The following is a 20,152-nucleotide window of genomic DNA, read 5'->3' on the forward strand; positions in this document are numbered from 1 at the left end:
TCAGGGCATTGTGTAAATCATCCCGCCAGCCGGACCGTGGTGCTGGCGGGACCACACGAGAAAGCTCATGCTCTCCTACGTCCTGCGTCGCCTGGCAATCGCCATACCCACACTTCTGCTCGTCTCGATCCTGGTCTTCAGCCTGTTAAAGTTCCTGCCCGGTGACCCGGCAATCGCGCTGGCCGGTGAGGAGCGCGATCCTGCCGTCATCGAATATCTGCGGCAAAAGTACAGCCTCGATCAGCCGCTATACGTCCAATACGGCAAGTGGCTCGCCGGGATCGTCCAAGGCGATTTCGGCCTCTCGATCCGTACCCGGCTTCCGATCGGCGAAATGATTGCGCAAAAACTGCCGGTCACGATCCAGCTGTCGGTCATGGCAATGATCCTTGCGACCCTTATCGGCATTCCGGCCGGTATCATCGCAGCGCTGAAGCGCGGAACGGCGGCCGATTACGGCGTCAGCATCATCGGCCTTGCCGGGCTTTCAGTGCCAAGCTTCTGGCTCGGCATCATGCTGATCCTGCTTTTTGCCGTCACGCTCGGATGGTTTCCCTCTGGCGGCTACGTCGCCTTCTTCGATAGTCCTCTCGAAAACCTGCGCCACACACTTCTTCCCAGCCTAGTGCTCGGAACTGCTGCTGCGGCCATTGTCATGCGCCATACGAGAAGCGCAATGCTGCAGGTGCTGAAGCAGGACTACGTCCGCACCGCCCGCGCAAAGGGCTTGAAGGAGCGCATCGTCGTCGTGCGGCACGTCCTGCGCAACAGCCTTGTCCCCGTCGTCACGATGAGCACGCTGCACTTGGGCGAACTCCTGTCGGGTGCCGTATTGACCGAACAGGTGTTCGGGATACCGGGCTTTGGCAAGATGATCGTCGATGGTGTTTTCAGCCGCGATTACGCTGTGGTCCAGGCTGTGGTTCTCTGCTCGGCAGCACTCTTCCTGCTGATGAACCTTCTCGCCGATATTGCCTATGTCATTCTAAGCCCGAGGTTGCGCGGATGAACACGTTGAACGCCACGCTTCAGTTACCGAGCACGTCAGGTGCAAGAAAGTCGGTGCTTTCACGGTGCCTGCGCCAGCCCGGCGTGATGATCGGCGGAACGATCATCCTGTTCTTCGTGCTGGTCGCGATTGCAGCGCCTCTGATCGCGCCCTACCAGCCCAATGCGTCCGACTGGATGGCAATCCGGCAGGGGTCGACAGTTGCTCACTGGTTCGGCACGGACGACCTTGGCCGCGATATCCTGACGCGTATCATCTATGGCACGCGGGCTTCACTGCTTGTCGGCATTGTGTCCGTCGCCATCGCCATCGCCATCGGCGTCCCCCTCGGCATGATCGCCGGCTATTTCGGCGGCCTCGTCGACATGGTGATTTCGCGCATTACGGACGCGCTTCTCGCATGCCCCTTTCTGGTGCTGGCGATCGCGTTTGCCGCCTTTCTCGGTGCAAGCCTTGAAAACGCGATGATCGCGATCGGGATATCGGCCATGCCGATTTTTGTGCGCCTGACGCGCGGGCAGGTCATGACGGTCAAGGCCGAAGACTATGTCGACGCCGCCCGCCTGCTGGGAGTGCCGCACAGGAAGATCATGCTGACCTACATCCTGCCGAACGCTATGGCACCGATCATCGTCCAGGCGACGATTACCATGGCAACTGCGGTTCTTGCCGAAGCCAGCCTCGCCTTTCTTGGCCTCGGCCAACGTCCACCGTCTCCATCATGGGGAACCATGCTCGATGTCGCCCGGCAGTTCCTGACGGAGTCACCCTGGATGGCTATCTGGCCGGGTGTCGCGATCATCCTGCTCGTCATGGGCTTCAATCTGTTGGGCGACGGACTCAACGACGCGCTGGATCCGCGACGCGACGACTGATTTGTCACTGAAGGCTTGAACAAAACACCATACCTTACAAAGGCTGGAGAGCGTAATTTTCTGACAGTAGATCAGACGCACTTCGGGAATTCATACTAGGTCCAGACCCCCCTTGAAGCTGTTGGCAACAGCTGCAAGGCGTCCTTCCAGATCTTTCCAGCGAATGGCCTTAATAGGTTTCTGTTCAAAACGCCTGGATGCACGTCTTTGTGTGCAGATCTTCTTTAACACGACGGAAAAGGGGTGAGATCGGCTTTTTGGTCTTCTCGCTTCTGCGCAGCGTTGGGGACTGGGTCTCTGACGGGACGGTGTTAGCCTCCGACGCAGACTGTCGAGTAGGACACGGCCCGCTTCCTATTTCGTCTGCCTGCCGTCTCCAACGTCCTCGCTGCGTTGGCACTATGCCTCGAGAAACAATCCCAAACGCACGTGAAGAAACGCGTGCTCGCTCATCGTCGTTCCGTGAAAGCTCCCGGCTTGCCAAACGGCGGTACCGCCGCTGTTCCTGCCTACCGGGAGCGTGGATCAAGCGCGTCGCGCAGACCGTCGCCGAGCAGGTTGAACGACAGTACGGTCATGAAGATTGCCATGCCCGGCCATAGCGCCATCCAGGGAGCGTTGCTCATAAACCGTTGGGCGGAATTCAGCATGGAGCCCCAGGATGGTGCCGGCGGCTGCAAGCCGAGGCCGAGGAAGGACATGCTGGCTTCGGCGATAATCGCGGATGCGATCGTCAGGGTCGCCTGTACCATCAACTGGGGAAGAATATTCGGCAGGATATGACGAACCGCGATCCGCCAACGTGGATTGCCCACGGCACTTGCCGCTTCGATATACTCTTCGGCTCGGATCGAAAGAACCTGACCCCGGGTCAGTCGGATAAAGAGCGGCATGGCGGTGATGCCGATTGCGAGCATCGCATTCGTCAGGCTTGGACCGAGAAAAGCGGCCAGCGCGATTGCAAGGATCAGGAACGGACAGGCGAGCATGGCATCCGTAAACCGGCTGATAAAGCCATCGACCACGCCGCCGAGAAAACCTGCCGCAAGCCCGAGGGGCACGCCGATTGCCATCGCGATCCCGACCGATGTAAGGCCTGCCAGCAACGAAGCGCGGGTGCCCCAGATGATGCGGGAAAGTATGTCGCGGCCAGCTTCGTCCGTGCCGAACAGATGCGCCATTGACGGTGCCTTGCGAACCGCCGTCCAGCTCTGGGATGCCGGATCGTAGGGTGCAAGCAGGGGGGCAAGAATGGCGACGGCCACCACGAACAGCACCACGAAAAGGCCGACGAGCGCACTCTTGCGCTTCGACAGGCGTCGCCACAGGCGACCATGGAAAAAGTTCGTGACGGGGCTGATCTTGGGGGAGACAGCAGGTTTGGTCGTTGCGATCGTTGGCACGGTCAGCCTCTCAGTCTCGGGTTAACAAGGATATACCCGATGTCGGCCAGCAGGTTGAGGGTGATGTAGAACAGCGAGGTGACAAGCACCACGCCTTGGACCACAGGATAATCGCGCGTGAAGACCGCATCGACGATCAGCTTCCCGAAGCCGGGGATCGTAAAGATCTGTTCCGTCAGCACGGCGCCGGATAGCAGGGCGCCGAACTCCAGCGCACCGAGCGTGATGATAGGCGTCAGCGCGTTACGCATTGCGTGCTTAAATACGACGACCCACTCGCTTAGACCTTTGGCCCGGGCGGTGCGGACATAGTCGCTTTCCAGCGCCTGCAACATGGCGCCGCGGGTATGGCGCATGATGACGCCGGCGATCCCGGTGCCCAGAACGAAGGCGGGCATGATCGTCGTCATCAGGTTCATCTTCAGGTCTTCCCACGGGCTGACGAAGCCGGAGGCGGGAAGCCAGCCAAGGTACACCGAGAAGAACATGATCAGCATGATGCCAAGCCAGAAATTCGGCAGCGAGATGCCGGCCAGCGAGACGACATTGGTGGCGTAATCGACCGGAGTGTTCTGGCGCAGCGCCGAAATTACACCTCCGGTAATGCCAAACACCAAAGCAAGGACAATTCCCATCACGGCGAGCTGCAGTGTCACGGGCAGCTTCAGAAGGATAAGTTCGAGAACCGGGCGATTATGGCGCATGGATTGCCCAAGGTCGCCGGTCAGGACGCCCTTCACCCAGTAGAGATATTGCACGAGCAAGGGCTGATCGAGATGATACTGGGCGCGGATTGCGGCTAGCGTCGCTTCGTCCGGACTTTCACCCGCAAGCACAAGCGCCGGGTCACCAGGAAGCAGATGCTGGAGCGAGAAGATGATCAGCGACAGCAAGACGATGGTCGGAATGAGCTGCAGCAGACGACGTGCAAGAAGCGAGGTCAAGGAATTAGCCTCCGGTCACGGTTGAGGAGGGCGTGGTCGTCATCCGGGCTGCCGCCATCGCTTCGAAGGCCGCAAACAGCTTTTCCAGCTTCGGATCGCGAGGTTCTCGGGTGATCTCGGCCGTATCGAGTTCGGGTAGCTCTCGCCAGAACGCACAGGCATTCGCATGGCCGCTTGCCTCAACATCGAGCGCCATGCTGACCGCCGTGCATTCGGGTCGCGCGTGGGGACATCGCGTATGCAGCCTGCAACCTTGCGGAGGCGACATCGGGCTTGGCAGATCGCCATGCAGGCGCGCTTCCTTCGAACGCTGCTGGCTGGGCGGGGCGGCGACCGGAATGGCAGACAGCAACGCCCGGGTATAGGGATGGCGCGGGGTCGCGAAGATTTCGTCCGACGTCCCGATCTCGACGATCTTGCCGAGATACATGACCGCAACGCGGTCGGCGATGTGTTTCACGACGCTCAGATCGTGCGAAATAAAGATGAACGCCAGACCCAATCGGTTCTGCAGGCTCTTCAGAAGGTTCAGGACCTGCGCCTGGATCGACACGTCGAGGGCAGACACGGCCTCGTCGCAGATGATTGCCTTCGGTTCGGAGGCAAGCGCACGCGCAATCACCACGCGCTGACGCTGGCCGCCAGAGAATTCATGCGGATATCGGCTGGCCTGCTCTGGACGAAGGCCGACCATTTCGAGCAGTTCCGCAACGCGTCGAGCCCGCTCGATTGGCGGCACGATATCGTGCAGCATCAGCGGTTCGCCGATTGTCTGGGCAATCGTCATGCGCGGATTGAGCGAAGCGTAAGGGTCCTGGAAGATCAACTGCACATGCCGGCGCTGCCGGCGCATCGCCGCATGGCTGATGTTGGTGATATCCTGACCATCGATCAGGACCTGACCGTCGGTCGGCTGGATGAGGCGCATCAACAACCGGCCGAGCGTCGACTTCCCGCAACCGGATTCGCCGACGATTGCCAGCGTCTCGCCGGGCATCAGGGACAACGACACGTCGTCGACAGCGCCGACGGACGCCAAGGGCCGGCCGAAGACGCTGCGCTTGACGACGAAATTCTTGCCAAGGTGACGCGCCTCGATGATCGGCGTCTTGGTTTTCAAGAGGGCTTCACTCATGGGACGAGGTCCTGCAATGGCGCACGCCAGCAGCGGCTGAGGTGACCTGGGGATATTTCCATCAGGGTGGGCATTTCGGCGCATTTGTCGATGCTGAACGGACATCGCGCCCGAAACCGGCAACCGGACGGTGGGTTGGCCATGTCCGGGACCGTGCCGGTGATGGCGACAAGCTGTTCTCGCTTCTCGTCCAGACGCGGCAACGATCCGAGAAGACCAACGGTGTAAGGATGCTGGGGAAAGGTGAAGAGGTCTTCGACTGAGCATTGCTCGACAACCTGACCGGCATACATGACGATCACGTCGTCGCAGGATTCCGCGACAACGCCAAGATCATGGGTGATGAGAACGATGGCAGTTCCGGTCTTCTGCCGCAGTTCCCCCATCAGTTCGAGGACCTGGGCCTGAATCGTCACGTCCAGCGCCGTCGTGGGTTCGTCGGCGATCAACAGTTCCGGCTCGCAGGCAAGCGCCATGGCAATCATCACGCGCTGGCGCATGCCACCGGAGAGATTGTGCGGATACTGGCGGTAACGCGTTTCCGGTGATGGGATACGCACCAGCTTCAGCATGGCGATGCCGCGCTCTGTCGCCTCTTTCTTCGAAATCTGTCGGTGACGCAGGATGACTTCGTTGATTTGCTCGCCGACCGTATAGGAGGGATTGAGAGAGGTCATAGGCTCTTGGAAGATCATTCCCATCCGGTTGCCGCGCAGGCTGCGCATACCGCTCGTCGTTTCCTCGAGCAACTCGCGACCGGCGAAATTGATGCTGCCAGACACGCGTGCTGTGTGTTCGGGGAGGAGGCGCATGACGGCCAGGGAGGTCACGCTCTTGCCGCTGCCGGACTCGCCAACGATCGCGAGCGTGCGCCCTTTTCGAACGTCAAAACTAACGCCGTCGACGGCAGTGACGGTACGCGTGTCGTCTTCAAAGACGACACGCAGATCATCGACCCGCAGCACCAAGGCCGCGTGGTCGTCAGCCCGATCCGATCGGGCTGACTTGTCTTGGATGAGATCAGGTGAGGTGCTCATTACAGCCTTAAGCCATCAATTCTTCCGGCTCACACCACTCAGGCGGATGATGCCATCCGGAGCGGGCGCAAGGCCGGTGATGTTGGAATTGTGCGCGAAGATCCACTGCGAATGATACATGTAGACGATCGGAAGGTCCTTCTGGAGGATCGCGATTGCCTTGCTGTATTCTGCCTTGCGGGTCTCGACGTCTCCCGATGCGCGGGCTTTCGCCAGGATCGCGTCGAGTTCCTCGTTGCAGTAATGCGCGTCATTGGTCGGAGCACCGCAAGACAGCATCGGCGTGATGTTGAGGTCTGGATCGACGCGTCCGCTCCAGCCGACGAGATGCGATTGGAACTTGCCCTGGCGAGCAACGTCGAGCAGGGTCATCAGCTCTGTCGGCTTGATCGAGACGTTAATTCCGACTTCGGCAACCATCGCCTGGATAAGCTGGGCAACCTGCTGACGTTCGGCGTCAGTGGGCACCAGAAGTTCAAGATCGACGGATTCGACGCCGGCTTCCTGCATCTTCTTCTTGGCAGCGTCCAGATCCCGCTCCGGAAGCGGGAAATTCTTATCGTAGTATTGGTTTGACGGCGGGAACGGCTGGTTGCCGATGCTCGCCTGACCGTCGAATACGACATCGCTGATGGCCTGGCGGTCGATTGCAAGGCTGAACGCCTCGCGGATTGCTGCCTTCTTGCCGGCATCGAGGTTAGCCCCCTCGCCACCAATGCTGAATGTCACGCCGTAATATCCAAGTCCGACGACCGGCTCCACGGCCAACGATGAATCCGCCTTCACGGCTTCGACTTCGGTCGCAGCGAGCCGTTCGATCAGATCGAGCTGGCCGGAACGAAGGTTGAGCAGCCGCACGTTCGAGTCGGGCATGCCGCGATAAACGAGCCGATTGAAGTGGTATTTGTCGGCGTTGTAGTATTTTGGGAATTTCGCAAGGACAATGCGGTCCTGGATCACGCGTTCGGCGAAGGTGTAGGGGCCTGAACAGACGGGAGCATCGGTGAACTTCTCACCGAGCTTTTCAGCTGCAGTCGGGCTAACGATCATCCCGGCACGGTCGCTGAGAGCTGCCAGCAGTGGTACCGATGGCTGTTTCAGGTTGATCTGGACGGTTGTCGGATCGACTACGTCGACGGTGCTGATGGAGCTGATTTCGGGTTTGCGGCGCGAGAACTTGGCATTGAGAGCCCGCTCGAGATTGTACTTGATGGCGGCGGCGTCGACCTTCGTTCCGTCATGAAAGACGGCATCGTCGCGCAGTTTCAGCGTCAATGTCTTGCTGTCGTCACCCCATTTCCAGCTGGCAGCCAGCATCGGGATGATCTCACCCTTCTCATCGATATCGACGATCTTGTCACACAGCGACTGAAGAACGTGGCGACCAACGAAGCTCCAGTTGGTTGCGGGGTCGAGCGTATCCGGATCGTCCTGAAGGCCGATATTGAGCGTCGATTGTGCGGCCGCCGGGGCGGCCGTTGCCTGAATGCCTGCAAGCGCCAGTGTGGCGGCCAGTGCGAGATAGTGTGGTTTCATCGCTATTCCCTCTCTTATTCGAAAAGTCTCATTCATCGGGCAACGGCGTAGCCCTGTACGCCCCGCGGATTGGCGCCGGCCTTTACGAGTTGCACGTCACCGTCCATTTCGCGGGCAACTGCCGACAGACGCCCTTCCGACCACGCGTCGCCGACCGTTATTTTGTGACCGCGTGCAGCCAGCTCTTCGCAGACCGAGTTGGAGAAGCGTGATTCAAGCGTCACCGCACCGAGGCTGATTTCTCGCGGCCAGAAGGAGCTCGGCAGGTGATCGGTATGGAATGACGTAGCATCGATCGCCTCCTGCAGGTTCATTCCCTTGTGCAAGTGGCGCAGCAGCATGATCAACTGCCACTGGTCCTGCTGATCTCCGCCCGGAGTTCCCAACGCCATGTAGGGCTTGCCATCGCGGAAGACGGTGGTGGGCGTTAAGGTCGTGCGGGGTCTTGTCGATGGCATCAGCGACGAGTTGAGACCCTCCTCCAACCAGAACATCTGGCCGCGGGTCGTGAGGCTGAAGCCGAGACCTGGAATGACGGGGCTCGATTGGAACCACCCGCCGGACGGCGTGGCAGAAACCATGTTGCCCCATCGGTCGATAGTGCTGACTTGCACGGTATCGCCGCGCTGAGCACCCTCGCGGGTCAGCGCCGGTTCACCCTGCCGGTCGTTGGGCAACGGCTGCTCGCGCGCGACCGTCGGCTCGCCGCCGCCAAGCCCGGGCTGCATAATTGTACCCACAGCGCGCAGGGGCGGCAGGTTGGGGTTGCGACCGTCAGGCGAGCCTGGACGCACCTCAAGAGATGCAGAGCGACCAATCAGAGCGCGACGGATGTCGGCGTAATCTGCAGACAGGAGTGTCGCCATCGGCACGTCGACGCTATCGCCGTACCAGGCCTCGCGATCAGCCATGGCAAGCTTCGCGGTTTCAACAACGAGATGCACGAACTCTGAGCCCATCGGGTCAAGGTCCGCGATGTCGGTTCCCTTGAGGATCTGCAACATCTGCAAGAGGACCGGCCCTTGAGACCAAGGTCCGCATTTGAACACTTCACAATCGCCGTAAGTTACCGCCGCCGGCTTCTCGATCGATGGCGTATAGTCTGCCATGTCCTGCGCTGTGATCAGGCCCTTGTGTCGTCGGCCTGAGACATCCCATACTTCCTGCGTTTCGCAGAACTGCTCGATCTGTTCGGCAACCGGTCCGCGATACCAGAAATCCAGGGCGGCATTGATCCTCGCCTCGCGGCTGCCGGCCGATTTCGTCTGATCGAGGATCAGTTGGTACATGTCTGCAATGTGCGGGTTGCGAAAGAGCTTGCCCGACTGGGGCAGGGCACCGCCTGGCAGATAGACGGCGGCCGATGTTGGCCAGTGCGTCTGAAACAGCTCCTGCATCGATGCGATCGTGTTTGCGATGCGCGGCACCAGCGGGTGACCAGTCCTTGCATAGTAGATCGCCGGGGCAAGAACCTCCTCGAGTCCAGCCTGTCCGTAGTCCCGCAAAAGCGTCAGCCACGCGCCAAAAGCGCCCGGGATACAGGCTGCGAGAAGCCCTGTCCCGGGAATGATGTCCAGACCAAGTTCCTTGAAATACTGAATGGTCGCCCTCGCAGGAGATGGGCCCTGACCGGAAATGACAACCGGAGCATCGGCGCCCGCTGGGGTGACGATAATGGGAACTTCGCCGCCGGGGCCGTTCAGGTGCGGCTCCACCACCTGCAGTACGAAACCAGCTGCCACGGCCGCATCGAACGCCGTGTGCCCTTTTTCGAGAATAGACATACCAACGGTCGAAGCCAGCCAGTGGGTCGACGAAACTGCCCCAAAGGTGCCGCGCAGTTCCGGTCGAGTGGTAAATGTCATTTGCTTCACTCACTCCTCGTGTGAAGGCGGCAGCGGAGACAGGACCATTGTCTATCTCCACTCAAATTGCCTCCAACGTCCCTTTGGGATACAATCCCGTCCTCTGTGGACACATTGTATATTATTCGGGTGCATGGCAAGTCAGTTGTGTAATTTACTTTCGTCGCGATAGGATGGTGTGTGACCTTGTGGGGAAGGAAACCTATGCTGGATGGACGGACGCCACTGAAAAAAGCTCGTAGCGATGTTATCGCCGACCAGCTGGAAGAAGCTGTGATTACCGGGGAAATTGCTGCTGGATCGAGGCTCGACGAGAACTCTCTCGCGGTCCAGTTCCAGGTGTCTCGCACGCCCGTCCGTGAGGCTCTTCGCATCCTGTGCGGCCGGGGACTGGCCGAGCGGGAAGCATTTAAGGGCGTCATTGTCACCCAGATTTCTACGGAGCGCATCGACGAAATGTTCGAGGCCATGGCGGAACTGGAAGCGACATGCGGCAGGCTGTCGTCCCAGCGCATGACGATGCGCGAACGGGCTGAGCTGGAAGCCATGCATCGTGAGATGAACGGCCTCGCACAGGATGGAGACCACGTTGGCTACAACGCCGTCAACACGGAGTTTCACAGTCTGCTGTTTCAGGGTTGCCACAACAGGGATCTGATCAGTGCAGCGCAAACGCTGCGGTTGAAGCTTGCACCCTTCCGGAAATATCAGCTGAAGGACGTAGGGCGTCTGAAACGATCGTGTGACGAGCATCAGCAAATCGTTGACGCGGTTCTCGAGCAGGATGCGAAAGCCGCCGAAAACGCGCTGAGGCGGCATTTGGTGTCCGCTGCGCAGGAGGTTTTGGTCAGGCGTCAGCAGCAGAAGGTAAAGACCATCCAGGACAATGATCCGCTGGATAATAAGGAGGCTCATGATGACGCAGGATGATGAAAAACAGGCCATCCGCGACGTCATTGGCGTCATGCAGCAAGCGTGGAATACCGGCAACTTTCATGGCTACATGGCTGGCTTTGCCAACCCGGATGTCGTCTTTGTTTCCCGCGGCCGCGTCCAGAAGGATTGGCAGGCGACGCTCGACCATTACATCAGCGATTATGGCGGGTCCGAGGGTTCGCAAGGTCAGCTGACCTTTTCCAATATCCGCATCGAAATCCTGTGCGATGACGCAGCGCAGCTCATCAGCAACTACGAGCTGATCCGCCCAGCGGGAAATCAGACGGGAGTGAACACGCGGCTGATGCGCAAGCGCGAAGGAAGGTGGCTGATCGCCCTCAACCACGTTTCGCAGGTCGAGATGTGAAGTCTTGCCTTTGGTTCGTCACCATGGTGATTGGCCTAGAACGTTGACGTCAAATATTTAATCACCTGCAAATCTGTGAACAAGGCAGGGAGCTCGATGCATTCGCTAAGTCTTACCAAAAGTGCGGAGGCCGGCCTTAAAGCCGACCTCCGGTTTTGTTACTTGCCCGAGGCCTGGGCGGAGTACATGTAGCTGTCATAGCTGTATTCGGCGACGCGGAACCACTCGAAGGACTCGTCCCTGAACTTCTTCCAGCCCGGATAGATCTTTGCCCATGCCGGGTGCTTGGCGCTATATTCCGCGTAGAGTTCGAACGTCGTCTTGTAGGCGGCATCCATGACATCGCGTGGCAGCGGTCGCAGTTTGACGCCCTTGCCGACGAGCGAACGGATCGCCGCGGTGTTCTTCACATCGTAGAGTGCCTGCATGTTGATGTTCGCCGCCTTGCAGGCGGCATCGAGTGCGGCCTTGTAGGCGGGAGGCAGACCCTCATACTGTGCCTTGTTGATGAAGAAGTGGATCGTCAGGCCACCTTCCCAATAGGCCGGATAGTAGTAGTTCGGCGCAATCTGATAGAAGCCGAGGCGTTCGTCGTCATAGGGGCCGATCCACTCGGCCGCGTCGATTGTTCCGCGCTCGAGAGCCGGATAGATATCGCCCCCCGGTAGCTGCTGCGGCACCACGCCGAGCCGAGACATCACTTCGCCGGCAACACCGGCGATGCGCATCTTGACACCCTTGAGGTCGGCGACGCCCTTGATCTCCTTGCGGAACCATCCACCCATCTGGGCACCGGTGGCCCCGCCGGGGATGCCAACCACGCCATAGGCAGAGAGAAACTCGTTATAAGCCTCGTTGCCGCCGCCGTGGTAAAGCCAGGCGTTCTGCTGACGACCATTGAGACCGAAGGGGATGGTCGAGCCGATCGCAAATGTCGGATCCTTGCCGGTGAAATAGTATCCGCAGGTATGAGCGATTTCGACGGTGTTCGCCTTCACCGCATCGATCGCCTGCGGTCCGGGTACGAGTTCGCCGGCCTGAAACACCTGAATTTGGAATTTCCCGTCGGTGATCTTCGACAGCGTCTCCGCCATGACGGTTGCGCCGCCGTAAATCGTGTCGAGGTTGTTCGGGAAGCCCGATGTCAGGCGCCATTTGATGCTCGGCAGTTCTTGGGCAACCGCCGGTGCGGCGAGTGCGGTCGCGGCGACTGTTGCCGCCCCTCCGACTGCGCCTTTCGTCAGGAAATTGCGTCTGTTGATGGTTTCCGTCATTGCGTTTCCTCCTCCTCAGGTTCGGCAGTATCGAACGCACGCTGTGCGATCAAAGCGTGTGTCTAGTTTTTCGGTGCGCCGAAGCTTGGCGTCGGGGAACCGAAATCTGGTGCAGGGATATCGACGGCCGGGGCGGCGGGATCGCCGGAAGACTGCTCCGGTGCGCCGAATGGCTGGGTCGGTGTTCCAAACGGGTTAGCGCCATCGGCACCCGGCATCGGTACGTTGAGCTCAATCGTCGATGGATCGACGACGGCAGATCCTGATTTGTAGTGGGTGACGAGACCCGGAAAGACGATGACGACGACGACCATGACAAGCTGGATCGCCAGGTAGGGCAGGGAGCCCATGTAGATCTGGCCGGATGTGACCGGCTGGATTGTCGCACCGGTGATGCGATCCTTGTAGGCCCGTGTCGGAGCGACGGAGCGCAGGTAAAACAGCGAGAACCCGAACGGCGGATGCATGAACGAGGTCTGCATGTTGATTGCCAGCATCACGCCGAACCAAATCAGGTCGATGCCGAGCGCATCGGCAACCGGTGCCAGCAGCGGGATGATGATGAAGGCCAGCTCGAAATAATCGAGAAAAAAGGCCAGGAAGAATACGAGCAGATTGGCAACGATCAGGAACCCGATCTCGCCGCCCGGGATCGACGTCATCAGGTGCTCGACCCAGACGTGACCGTCGACACCGTAGAAGGTCAGCGAAAACACGCGCGCGCCGAGCAAGATGAAGATCACGAAGGAGGACAGTTTCGCTGTCGCGTAAAGGGCCGACTTCACCATCGCCAGCGTAAGCTTGCGATTGAAGGCTGCAAGAAGCAGAGCACCGACTGCGCCCATCGCGCCGCCTTCGGTCGGCGTCGCAAGGCCGATAAAGATTGTGCCGAGAACGAGGAAGATCAGCACGAGCGGCGGCACGAGCGAGGTGATGACCTTGGCCACAAGCTTCCAGCCACGAAGCGATCGCGCCTCGATGGGAAGAGCCGGCACGCTTGCCGGACGCAGGAAAGACATCAGGATGATGTAGCCGGTATAGGCGGCAACCAGCATGAGACCGGGCACGAGTGCGCCCTTGTACATGTCGCCGACCGAGCGGCCGAGCTGGTCGGCCAGAATGATCAGCACGAGGCTGGGCGGAATAATCTGGGCAAGCGTTCCCGACGCTGCGATCGTGCCGGCCGCGACCCGTCGGTCGTAACCATATCGCAGCATGATCGGCAGCGAGATCAGGCCCATCGAGATGACGGAGGCCGCAACGACGCCTGTGGTGGCTGCAAGGATGGCGCCCACGAAGATGACCGCGAAGGCGAGCCCGCCGCGGATCGGGCCGAACAGCTGGCCGATCGTATCGAGCAGATCCTCGGCCATTCCGCTTCGTTCGAGAATCAGCCCCATGAAGGTGAAGAAAGGAATGGCGAGCAGCGTCTCGTTCGACATCTGCCCGAAGATGCGGTCAGGGATCGCTCCGAAAAGGTTGATGGGCAAAAGGCCCATTTCGATGCCGATGAAACCGAAGACAAAGCCGACAAAGGCGAGTGCGAAGGCAACCGGATAACCAAGCAGCAACACGACGATCAGTGATAGAAACATGATCGGCGCGAGATTTTCCGCAAAGAATGCAAACATATGAGCGTATCCTGCTACGAATTAGAGCGCTTGCGCTTCGGCGTCGGCGAGAGCGACGGCGTCGGGCATCGCACCGCTGAGGATCGCTAGCCGTTTAATCAGTTCCGACAGTCCCTGGAGTGCCAGCAGGCCGAAACCAATCGGGATCATGGCCCAGACTGGCCACAGCACCAGCCCACCGGTATTGTTGGAGACCTCTCCGCTCACATATTTGGCGATGACGATCGGCCAGGACAGGTAGATGGTGACGAGGCAGAACGGCATCAGGAAGAAGATTGTCCCGAACACCTCGATCCAAAGCTGCGCCCGTCTGGGGAGCTGGCCATAGACCAGATCGACCTTGACGTGCTCGCTGCTCAGCAATGTCCAGGCCGCCGCCAACAGGAAGGCTGCGGAGAAAAGGTACCATTGCGCCTCGAGCCAGGCATTTGAGCTCAGATTGAAGACTTTTCGGGTCACTGCGTTGATGGCGCTGATCAGCACTGCCGCCAACAAAAGCCATGAAACGGCTTTACCGAAAAGCGTGTTCATCGCGTCGATAGCGCGCGACACGGCGAGTAGACCAGACATTACAAACCCTCCCAGGCAAGCTGCCCGAAGGCAGCTGTCCCATGCACTACTATCGCCGCAAATCACACGCGACAAGAGCATTATGACAAGAGGCCAATCTAGCGGTCTGGGAAAAGGCTTCGATACACGTTGCTATGCGCTGGAACAGACAGTGACGCAGGGAGCGCAAACGTCCCCGCTGATTCTCGATTTCGACGCTTATTCTTTTCGCATGCAGCATGAACGCGTGACGCGCATGACGAGCGATTTCTGTCGTCAAATCAGTGACTTTGAGAAAAGAGACCTGGTTGCATCCGCCGTCGCTTCGGGCGACAATCGACGGATAGTGCACCGACGGCAAGCAAACGGGCGCCTAGGGCGCCCGTCGCAATACAGATCCGGAGCGGCCTTATTCGGCCACAACCGTCTTTCCGTCTTCCCACTTGTAGACGGAAAAGCTCTGCGAGCTGAGATCGCCGGTTTCACCGTAGGTCAGTTCGCCAATGGCAGTCTTGATACCGGTGCCATCCTTGAGCGCTGCAGCAACTGCCTCAGCGTCGTCGGTGCTGCCAGCCTTGGCGATGCCGGCGGCGATGACCTCGACGGCTGCATAGGCGTTGAGGGTAAAGGCTTCGGCAGGGATCTTCTTTGCAATGAACGCATCGGCCGCGGCCTTGCTGTCAGCATTCTTCAGCGCGTCGGCAGCGTTGGTGAAGATCGTGCCGTTGGCTGCGTCGCCGCCGGTGGTGATGAACTCGCTGTTGGAAAGGCCGTCACCCGCGATCAACTGCACATTCATGCCGGCATCCTTCATCTGGCGCACCAGAAGGCCTGCTTCCGGGTGATAGCCGCCGAAATAGAGGACTTCGGTGCCTTCCGACTTCAGGCGTGTCACCAGCGCGCTAAAATCCTTGTCGCCCGCCGTCAGCGCGTCGTTGAAGACTTCCGTGATGCCGGCCGCATTCAGCGATGCCTTGAAGGCATCGGCGAGACCCTTGCCATACTGCCCCTTGTCGTTGAGGATGGCGATCTTCTTGTCCTTGAATTTCTCGACCACGAATTTCGCGGCAACGTCCGCCTGCTGGTCGTCCCGGCCGCAGGTGCGAAACACGGTGGAAAGCCCACGCGCGGTCAGTTCCGGCGAAGTCGCTGTCGGGGTAACCATCAGTGCACCGTTTTCGGCAAACGCGACCGAGGCGGGGATAGAGACGCCCGATGTGACAGGGCCAACCACGAAACGGATATCGTCGGCGATCAGCTGATTGGCGGCAGATACGCCCTGCTTGGGTTCGCCGGCATCGTCGACAATTTTGAGCACGATCTTCTCGCCGTTGACGCCGCCTTTCTTGTTGATTTCCTCGACCGCGGTTTCCGCGCCGTTCTTGATCTGCGCGCCGATCGCAGCAACCGGGCCGGTCAGCGGCGCGATGAGGCCGACCGTGATGTCTGCGTAGGCAAGCGGGGCGAATGCGAATGTGGCAGCGAGTGCCGCAGTGATTGTCTTCAATGTCATGTCAGTCTCCTGGGATGCGGACCTCCCGACCCGCGTGCTAATCGTGCGCCGAACCCGCTCAAACCGTCGGCAATGCCATGACTGGTGGAAGAGGGAGGGCGCGTCCGGTCCGCGCGTGGCCATAGTGAGCTTCTCCGTGCGTCCGACAATTTTCCTAGAAATATTGGGACGGTGACGCAAGAAGATAACCGGAAGCAGTGACCTCTTGATTGAATAATTCACGCCTTCTTGTGGCGACGTGATGGGCGGCTGCAGCCGTGCCCTTTCATGCCGGCAACTCACACGACGGAACCAACCCATGATTCGAGCAGCCGTCCATGGCGCCCCGCCGGCGATCAGGCGGATACGTGTCTTTCTCGACACTGCGCCGCGGTTCGAAGACAACGACGGTGGGCATATTGCTGATAGTGGCGACTCAGATGCTGAAAGCGGCTCCGATCAGCGCCCTTGTGTAATCGGCTTTCGGGGCGTCAAAGATCGCGTCCGTATCGCCTTCCTCAACAATCTTTCCGTTGTTCATGACGATCACATGATCCGCGATGGCCCTGACCACGGCAAGGTCGTGGCTGATGAAGACGTAGGAAAGGTTGTGGTCGGACTGCAGCTTGCGCAAGAGGTCGATCACCTGTCCCTGCACCGACCGGTCGAGTGCCGAGGTCGGTTCGTCGAGGATAACCACACGCGGCTTGAGGATCATCGCGCGGGCAATCGCGATGCGCTGGCGCTGACCGCCGGAAAATTCGTGCGGGTAGCGATTGCGCGCCTGGGGATCGAGCCCGACTTCGGTCAGGGCGGCGATCGCACGCCGGTCTCGATCCGCCTTGTTCAGCGAAGGCTCGTGGACGAGCAGACCTTCGGTGATGATCTCGCCGACTGTCTGACGCGGCGAGAGAGACCCAAAGGGATCCTGGAAGACGAGCTGCATCTCCTTGCGCAGGGACCGCATCTGCCGACGGTCGAAGCCGGAGATGTCGGTCTTGTCGAAGCGGTAATGACCATCGCTGTGGAGAAGCCGGAGCAGCGCGCGCCCAAGCGTCGACTTCCCCGAGCCGGACTCACCAACGATACCGATCGTCTGGCCCTGCCTGAGCTTGACGGTGACGCCGTCGACGGCCCGGAAACTCTTTGGACCCTTCGAAAAAAGTCCGCGGCCGATCGGAAAATCGACCGTGACATCGCGTCCCTCCAGGATGATCGGCGCGTTTTCCGCCGGCGGTTGCTTGCGACCCTGCGGTTCGGCATCGATCAGCATGCGGGTATAGGCGGAAGTCGGAGCCTCGAAGATCTGTGATGTGGCTCCCTGTTCCACCACTTCGCCGCGCCGCATGACGACGACACGTTCGGCAAAATGCCGGACAATGCCGAGATCGTGGGTGATCAGCACAATCGCCATGCCGAAACGCTCCTGGAGCGAGCGCAGCAGTTTCAATATCTGCGCCTGGACCGTCACATCAAGCGCCGTCGTCGGCTCGTCGGCGATCAGGACGTCGGGTTCGTTGGCAAGCGCCATGGCGATCATGACGCGCTGCCGCTGGCCGCCGGACAGTTCATGCGGGTAACTGTCAATGCGGCGGGCGGAATCGGGAATGCCGACCAGTTCCAAGAGTTCCAGCACGCGGCTGCGGGCCGCTTTCCGGCTGCCGCCGCGGTGGTAGACGATCGGTTCGGCGATCTGGCGGCCGATCGTGTAAAGCGGATCGAGCGAGGTCATCGGTTCCTGAAAGATCATCGTGATCTTGGCACCGCGGATCTTGTTGAGCTCGTTATTTCGCAGTCCGACCAGTTCCTTGCCCCGATAGGCGGCGGAGCCAGTGACGGTGCCGTTTCCAGCGAGCAGGCCCATAATGCCCATCATCGTCTGGCTCTTGCCGGAGCCGCTTTCGCCGACGACGGCGAGCGTCTCGCCGGCACGGACATCGAAGCCGATGCCCTTGACCGCATTGACCGTGCCATCCGGCGTCGTGAAATTCACTCTCAGGTCGCGGATCGAGAGAATGGTGTCTTTTTGATCGGTCATGTCAGCGATCCTTCGGGTCGAGCGCGTCGCGCAGGCCGTCGCCGATAAAGTTCAACGAAAACAGCGTTGCCACGAAGAAGATAGAGGGAAAGATCAGGAGCCAGGGTGCCGACTGGATATTGTTGGCGCCTTCCGAAATCAGAGCGCCCCAGCTGGTCAGTGGCGCCTGAACCCCGAGCCCGAGGAAAGACAGAAAGCTTTCCAGGAGGATTACCTTCGGAACCACGACGGTGACGAAGACGATCACCGGTCCGATCGTGTTCGGGATGATATGCCGGCGGATAATTTGCCAGTCGCTCAGGCCGAGCGCTTGGGCAGCGCCCACGAATTCCCGGCGCTTCAGCGCCAGCGTCTGGCCTCGCACGATGCGCGCCATGTCGAGCCATTCCACAGCACCGATCACCAGGAAGATCAGGATGAAGGAACGACCAAAGAAGACGACCAGGACGACGACGAGAAAGACGAAGGGGAGAGAGTAGAGGATTTCGACGAAGCGCATCATGACATTGTCGACACGGCCGCCAAGATAACCCGCGGTCGCGCCGTAGAGCACGCCAATGCCAAGCGAGACGAGGCTGGCCAGCACGCCGACGGCAATCGAGATCTGGCCGCCGAGCATGACACGGGCAAGCAGGTCGCGGCCGTTCGGATCCGTGCCGAACAGGAAGTATTCCCGGCTGACATTCCCTTCGACCTTGAGAACGCGCCCGTCTTTTTCGGTCGCCACTACCTTGGTGTCGTCGAACTCGTTGGCACGGTCGAAATAACGCGTCGTGCGTGGGTCGATCGGATCCTCGGCGCTGATGGTCGCGGAAAAGATCTGGCCCGTCACCTCGAACGCGTCGAGGTTGACGCGGGCGCGAGTCGCGACGCCTTGCATGGCGCCCTCCAGCGATGCCTCGTCTGGCCGCGGCTCGAGACTTGGCGCCACCGTCACATAGGAAGAAAAGACCTGGTCATAGCTATGAGGCACAAAAAGTGGGCCGAGATAGGAAAAGAGCGCGATCAGAACGAGCATCACGCAGCCGCCCATCGCCGCCTTGTTGCGACGGAAGCGGATGGCGGCAAGCTGGAAAAGACTGCGGCTTGTGCTCTGGGGCGGGGTGGAAGGCGGATCGTTGGCGATATCAGTCATGACGGACCCTCGGATCGAGCAGGCCGTAGAGAAGGTCGACCAGGAGATTGAAGACGATAACAAAGATGGCGATCAGGACGACGGTGCCCATGACCAGCGTATAGTCACGATTGAGCGCGCCGAGCACGAAATAACGGCCGACGCCCGGAATGGTGAAGATGGTCTCGACGACGGCCGAGCCGGTCATCAATGCGGCGGCACAGGGTGCGAGATAGGAGACGACCGGCAGCATGGCGCCGCGCATGGCATGCGTGATGACGACGATCCTTGCCGGAAGGCCATAAGCGCGCGCGGTGCGGATATGGTCGGCATGCAGCGCCTCGATCATCGATCCGCGCGTCAGCCTGGCGAAAACGGCAAGCTGCGGCAGCGCCAGTGCGATCATCGGCAGGAGCAGGAACGAGAACGAACCATCTCCCCAGCCACCGGCCGGCAACAGCGCAAGAAGAATTGCGAAAATCAGCGTCAAAACCGGGCCGACGACGAAATTCGGGATCGTCGTACCCATCGTCGCGAGCGTCATGATGGAAAAATCGAGCACGCTGTTCTGGCGCAGGGCCGCGATCGTGCCGAGCGTCACGCCGCCAATCAGGGCAAGAAGCAGAGCGTAGAAACCGAGTTCAATGGAGTAGGGAAGGCCTTTTCCGATCAGTTCCGCGACGGTGTTGTCCTTGTAGATATAGCTTGGACCGAAATCACCCTGCACGGCATTGCCGATATAGGTGAGATATTGACGCCATAACGGCTGGTCTAGCTGGTAGGTCCGCATGATGTTTTCCATCGTTGCGGGTGGCAGCGGACGTTCCAGGTTAAAGGGACCGCCCGGAGCAAAACGCATCAGGAAGAAGGAGATCGTCACGACGATGAAAAGCGTCGGGACGGCGCTCGCAAGGCGGCGCAGGATAAAAGACAGCATGCAGTAGTCT

The 20,152-nt window shown here is 59.9% G+C and carries 17 protein-coding genes; 4 read left to right on the plus strand and 13 right to left on the minus strand.

All coding sequences use genetic code 11. From position 1 onward, the window contains the following. Positions 1 to 67 precede the first annotated feature (67 nt). Both G6K99_RS19675 and G6K99_RS19680 read left to right on the plus strand, forming a co-directional pair. On the plus strand, positions 68 to 1,009 hold the full coding sequence (locus G6K99_RS19675) for an ABC transporter permease (protein WP_174197577.1): 942 nt from the start codon (positions 68 to 70) through the stop codon (positions 1,007 to 1,009). Continuing rightward, the gene (locus tag G6K99_RS19680; RefSeq protein ID WP_062459246.1) at positions 1,006 to 1,884 is read left to right on the plus strand and encodes an ABC transporter permease; all 879 of its coding nucleotides are present in this window, start codon (positions 1,006 to 1,008) and stop codon (positions 1,882 to 1,884) included. The genes G6K99_RS19675 and G6K99_RS19680 overlap by 4 nt, the downstream gene beginning before the upstream one ends. 509 nt (positions 1,885 to 2,393) lie before the next feature. On the opposite strand, the gene G6K99_RS19685 is transcribed toward G6K99_RS19680, so the two are convergent. From G6K99_RS19685 to G6K99_RS19710, 6 genes are read right to left on the minus strand one after another with little or no spacing between them, the layout of a single operon-like run. Then, positions 2,394 to 3,245, minus strand: coding sequence for an ABC transporter permease (locus G6K99_RS19685; RefSeq protein WP_325265080.1), 852 nt, complete (start codon positions 3,243 to 3,245; stop codon positions 2,394 to 2,396). A 44-nt stretch (positions 3,246 to 3,289) separates the two neighbouring features. Next, positions 3,290 to 4,231 (minus strand): ABC transporter permease, encoded by a 942-nt coding sequence (locus G6K99_RS19690; RefSeq protein ID WP_062459249.1) that lies wholly within the window; start codon positions 4,229 to 4,231, stop codon positions 3,290 to 3,292. A 4-nt stretch (positions 4,232 to 4,235) separates the two neighbouring features. Then, the gene (locus tag G6K99_RS19695) at positions 4,236 to 5,366 is read right to left on the minus strand and encodes an ABC transporter ATP-binding protein (protein ID WP_174197579.1); all 1,131 of its coding nucleotides are present in this window, start codon (positions 5,364 to 5,366) and stop codon (positions 4,236 to 4,238) included. Further along, positions 5,363 to 6,403, minus strand: a complete 1,041-nt coding sequence (locus G6K99_RS19700; protein ID WP_113166351.1) for an ABC transporter ATP-binding protein — start codon at positions 6,401 to 6,403, stop codon at positions 5,363 to 5,365. Before G6K99_RS19700 ends, G6K99_RS19695 begins: the two co-directional genes overlap by 4 nt. A 15-nt stretch (positions 6,404 to 6,418) precedes the next feature. Continuing rightward, on the minus strand, positions 6,419 to 7,939 hold the full coding sequence (locus tag G6K99_RS19705; protein WP_174197581.1) for an ABC transporter substrate-binding protein: 1,521 nt from the start codon (positions 7,937 to 7,939) through the stop codon (positions 6,419 to 6,421). Between the two features lie 32 nt (positions 7,940 to 7,971). Next, the gene (locus G6K99_RS19710; protein WP_174197583.1) at positions 7,972 to 9,804 is read right to left on the minus strand and encodes a gamma-glutamyltransferase family protein; all 1,833 of its coding nucleotides are present in this window, start codon (positions 9,802 to 9,804) and stop codon (positions 7,972 to 7,974) included. Between the two features lie 204 nt (positions 9,805 to 10,008). Between G6K99_RS19710 and G6K99_RS19715 the strand changes: the two genes are divergently transcribed. Together G6K99_RS19715 and G6K99_RS19720 are read left to right on the plus strand one after the other, a co-directional pair. Next, positions 10,009 to 10,734, plus strand: coding sequence for a GntR family transcriptional regulator (locus G6K99_RS19715; protein ID WP_062459260.1), 726 nt, complete (start codon positions 10,009 to 10,011; stop codon positions 10,732 to 10,734). Continuing rightward, the gene (locus tag G6K99_RS19720; RefSeq protein ID WP_244631542.1) at positions 10,721 to 11,107 is read left to right on the plus strand and encodes an SgcJ/EcaC family oxidoreductase; all 387 of its coding nucleotides are present in this window, start codon (positions 10,721 to 10,723) and stop codon (positions 11,105 to 11,107) included. The genes G6K99_RS19715 and G6K99_RS19720 overlap by 14 nt, the downstream gene beginning before the upstream one ends. A gap of 158 nt (positions 11,108 to 11,265) precedes the next feature. Here the strand turns inward: G6K99_RS19720 and G6K99_RS19725 are convergent, their stop codons facing one another. From G6K99_RS19725 to oppB, 7 genes are all read right to left on the minus strand, one after another. Then, entirely contained in the window at positions 11,266 to 12,381 is a 1,116-nt protein-coding gene (locus G6K99_RS19725) for a TRAP transporter substrate-binding protein (protein ID WP_062578270.1), read from the minus strand. A 62-nt stretch (positions 12,382 to 12,443) separates the two neighbouring features. Then, entirely contained in the window at positions 12,444 to 14,012 is a 1,569-nt protein-coding gene (locus G6K99_RS19730; protein ID WP_062459274.1) for a TRAP transporter large permease subunit, read from the minus strand. A gap of 21 nt (positions 14,013 to 14,033) precedes the next feature. Next, on the minus strand, positions 14,034 to 14,582 hold the full coding sequence (locus tag G6K99_RS19735; protein WP_062459277.1) for a TRAP transporter small permease subunit: 549 nt from the start codon (positions 14,580 to 14,582) through the stop codon (positions 14,034 to 14,036). 388 nt (positions 14,583 to 14,970) lie between these two features. Then, positions 14,971 to 16,074 carry a branched-chain amino acid ABC transporter substrate-binding protein gene (locus tag G6K99_RS19740; RefSeq protein WP_174197586.1) on the minus strand — a complete coding sequence of 368 codons (1,104 nt, stop codon included), beginning with the start codon at positions 16,072 to 16,074 and terminating at the stop codon, positions 14,971 to 14,973. A gap of 415 nt (positions 16,075 to 16,489) precedes the next feature. Beyond that, positions 16,490 to 18,091, minus strand: coding sequence for an ABC transporter ATP-binding protein (locus G6K99_RS19745; RefSeq protein WP_174197588.1), 1,602 nt, complete (start codon positions 18,089 to 18,091; stop codon positions 16,490 to 16,492). 1 nt (position 18,092) lies between these two features. Next, positions 18,093 to 19,226 carry an ABC transporter permease gene (locus G6K99_RS19750; RefSeq protein ID WP_092663301.1) on the minus strand — a complete coding sequence of 378 codons (1,134 nt, stop codon included), beginning with the start codon at positions 19,224 to 19,226 and terminating at the stop codon, positions 18,093 to 18,095. After that, positions 19,219 to 20,142, minus strand: a complete 924-nt coding sequence (gene oppB, locus G6K99_RS19755; RefSeq protein ID WP_062459288.1) for an oligopeptide ABC transporter permease OppB — start codon at positions 20,140 to 20,142, stop codon at positions 19,219 to 19,221. The genes G6K99_RS19750 and oppB overlap by 8 nt, the downstream gene beginning before the upstream one ends. Between the last annotated feature and the right edge of the window lie 10 nt (positions 20,143 to 20,152).

It is taken from the genome of Neorhizobium sp. AL 9.2.2, from assembly GCF_013317225.1.
In the GTDB taxonomy this organism is placed as follows: Bacteria; Pseudomonadota; Alphaproteobacteria; order Rhizobiales; family Rhizobiaceae; genus Neorhizobium; species Neorhizobium soli.

Excerpts from the sequence above, each read along its gene's own strand:
- G6K99_RS19675 (WP_174197577.1), top strand. The coding sequence starts at position 68 with ATGCTCTCCTACGTCCTGCGTCGCCTGGCAATCGCCATACCCACACTT.
- G6K99_RS19680 (WP_062459246.1), top strand. The coding sequence starts at position 1,006 with ATGAACACGTTGAACGCCACGCTTCAGTTACCGAGCACGTCAGGTGCA.
- G6K99_RS19695 (WP_174197579.1), bottom strand. The coding sequence starts at position 5,366 with ATGAGTGAAGCCCTCTTGAAAACCAAGACGCCGATCATCGAGGCGCGT.
- G6K99_RS19700 (WP_113166351.1), bottom strand. The coding sequence starts at position 6,403 with ATGAGCACCTCACCTGATCTCATCCAAGACAAGTCAGCCCGATCGGAT.
- G6K99_RS19705 (WP_174197581.1), bottom strand. The coding sequence starts at position 7,939 with ATGAAACCACACTATCTCGCACTGGCCGCCACACTGGCGCTTGCAGGC.
- G6K99_RS19710 (WP_174197583.1), bottom strand. The coding sequence starts at position 9,804 with ATGACATTTACCACTCGACCGGAACTGCGCGGCACCTTTGGGGCAGTT.
- G6K99_RS19715 (WP_062459260.1), top strand. The coding sequence starts at position 10,009 with ATGCTGGATGGACGGACGCCACTGAAAAAAGCTCGTAGCGATGTTATC.
- G6K99_RS19720 (WP_244631542.1), top strand. The coding sequence starts at position 10,721 with ATGACGCAGGATGATGAAAAACAGGCCATCCGCGACGTCATTGGCGTC.
- G6K99_RS19725 (WP_062578270.1), bottom strand. The coding sequence starts at position 12,381 with ATGACGGAAACCATCAACAGACGCAATTTCCTGACGAAAGGCGCAGTC.
- G6K99_RS19730 (WP_062459274.1), bottom strand. The coding sequence starts at position 14,012 with ATGTTTGCATTCTTTGCGGAAAATCTCGCGCCGATCATGTTTCTATCA.
- G6K99_RS19735 (WP_062459277.1), bottom strand. The coding sequence starts at position 14,582 with ATGTCTGGTCTACTCGCCGTGTCGCGCGCTATCGACGCGATGAACACG.
- G6K99_RS19740 (WP_174197586.1), bottom strand. The coding sequence starts at position 16,074 with ATGACATTGAAGACAATCACTGCGGCACTCGCTGCCACATTCGCATTC.
- G6K99_RS19745 (WP_174197588.1), bottom strand. The coding sequence starts at position 18,091 with ATGACCGATCAAAAAGACACCATTCTCTCGATCCGCGACCTGAGAGTG.
- G6K99_RS19750 (WP_092663301.1), bottom strand. The coding sequence starts at position 19,226 with ATGACTGATATCGCCAACGATCCGCCTTCCACCCCGCCCCAGAGCACA.
- oppB (WP_062459288.1), bottom strand. The coding sequence starts at position 20,142 with ATGCTGTCTTTTATCCTGCGCCGCCTTGCGAGCGCCGTCCCGACGCTT.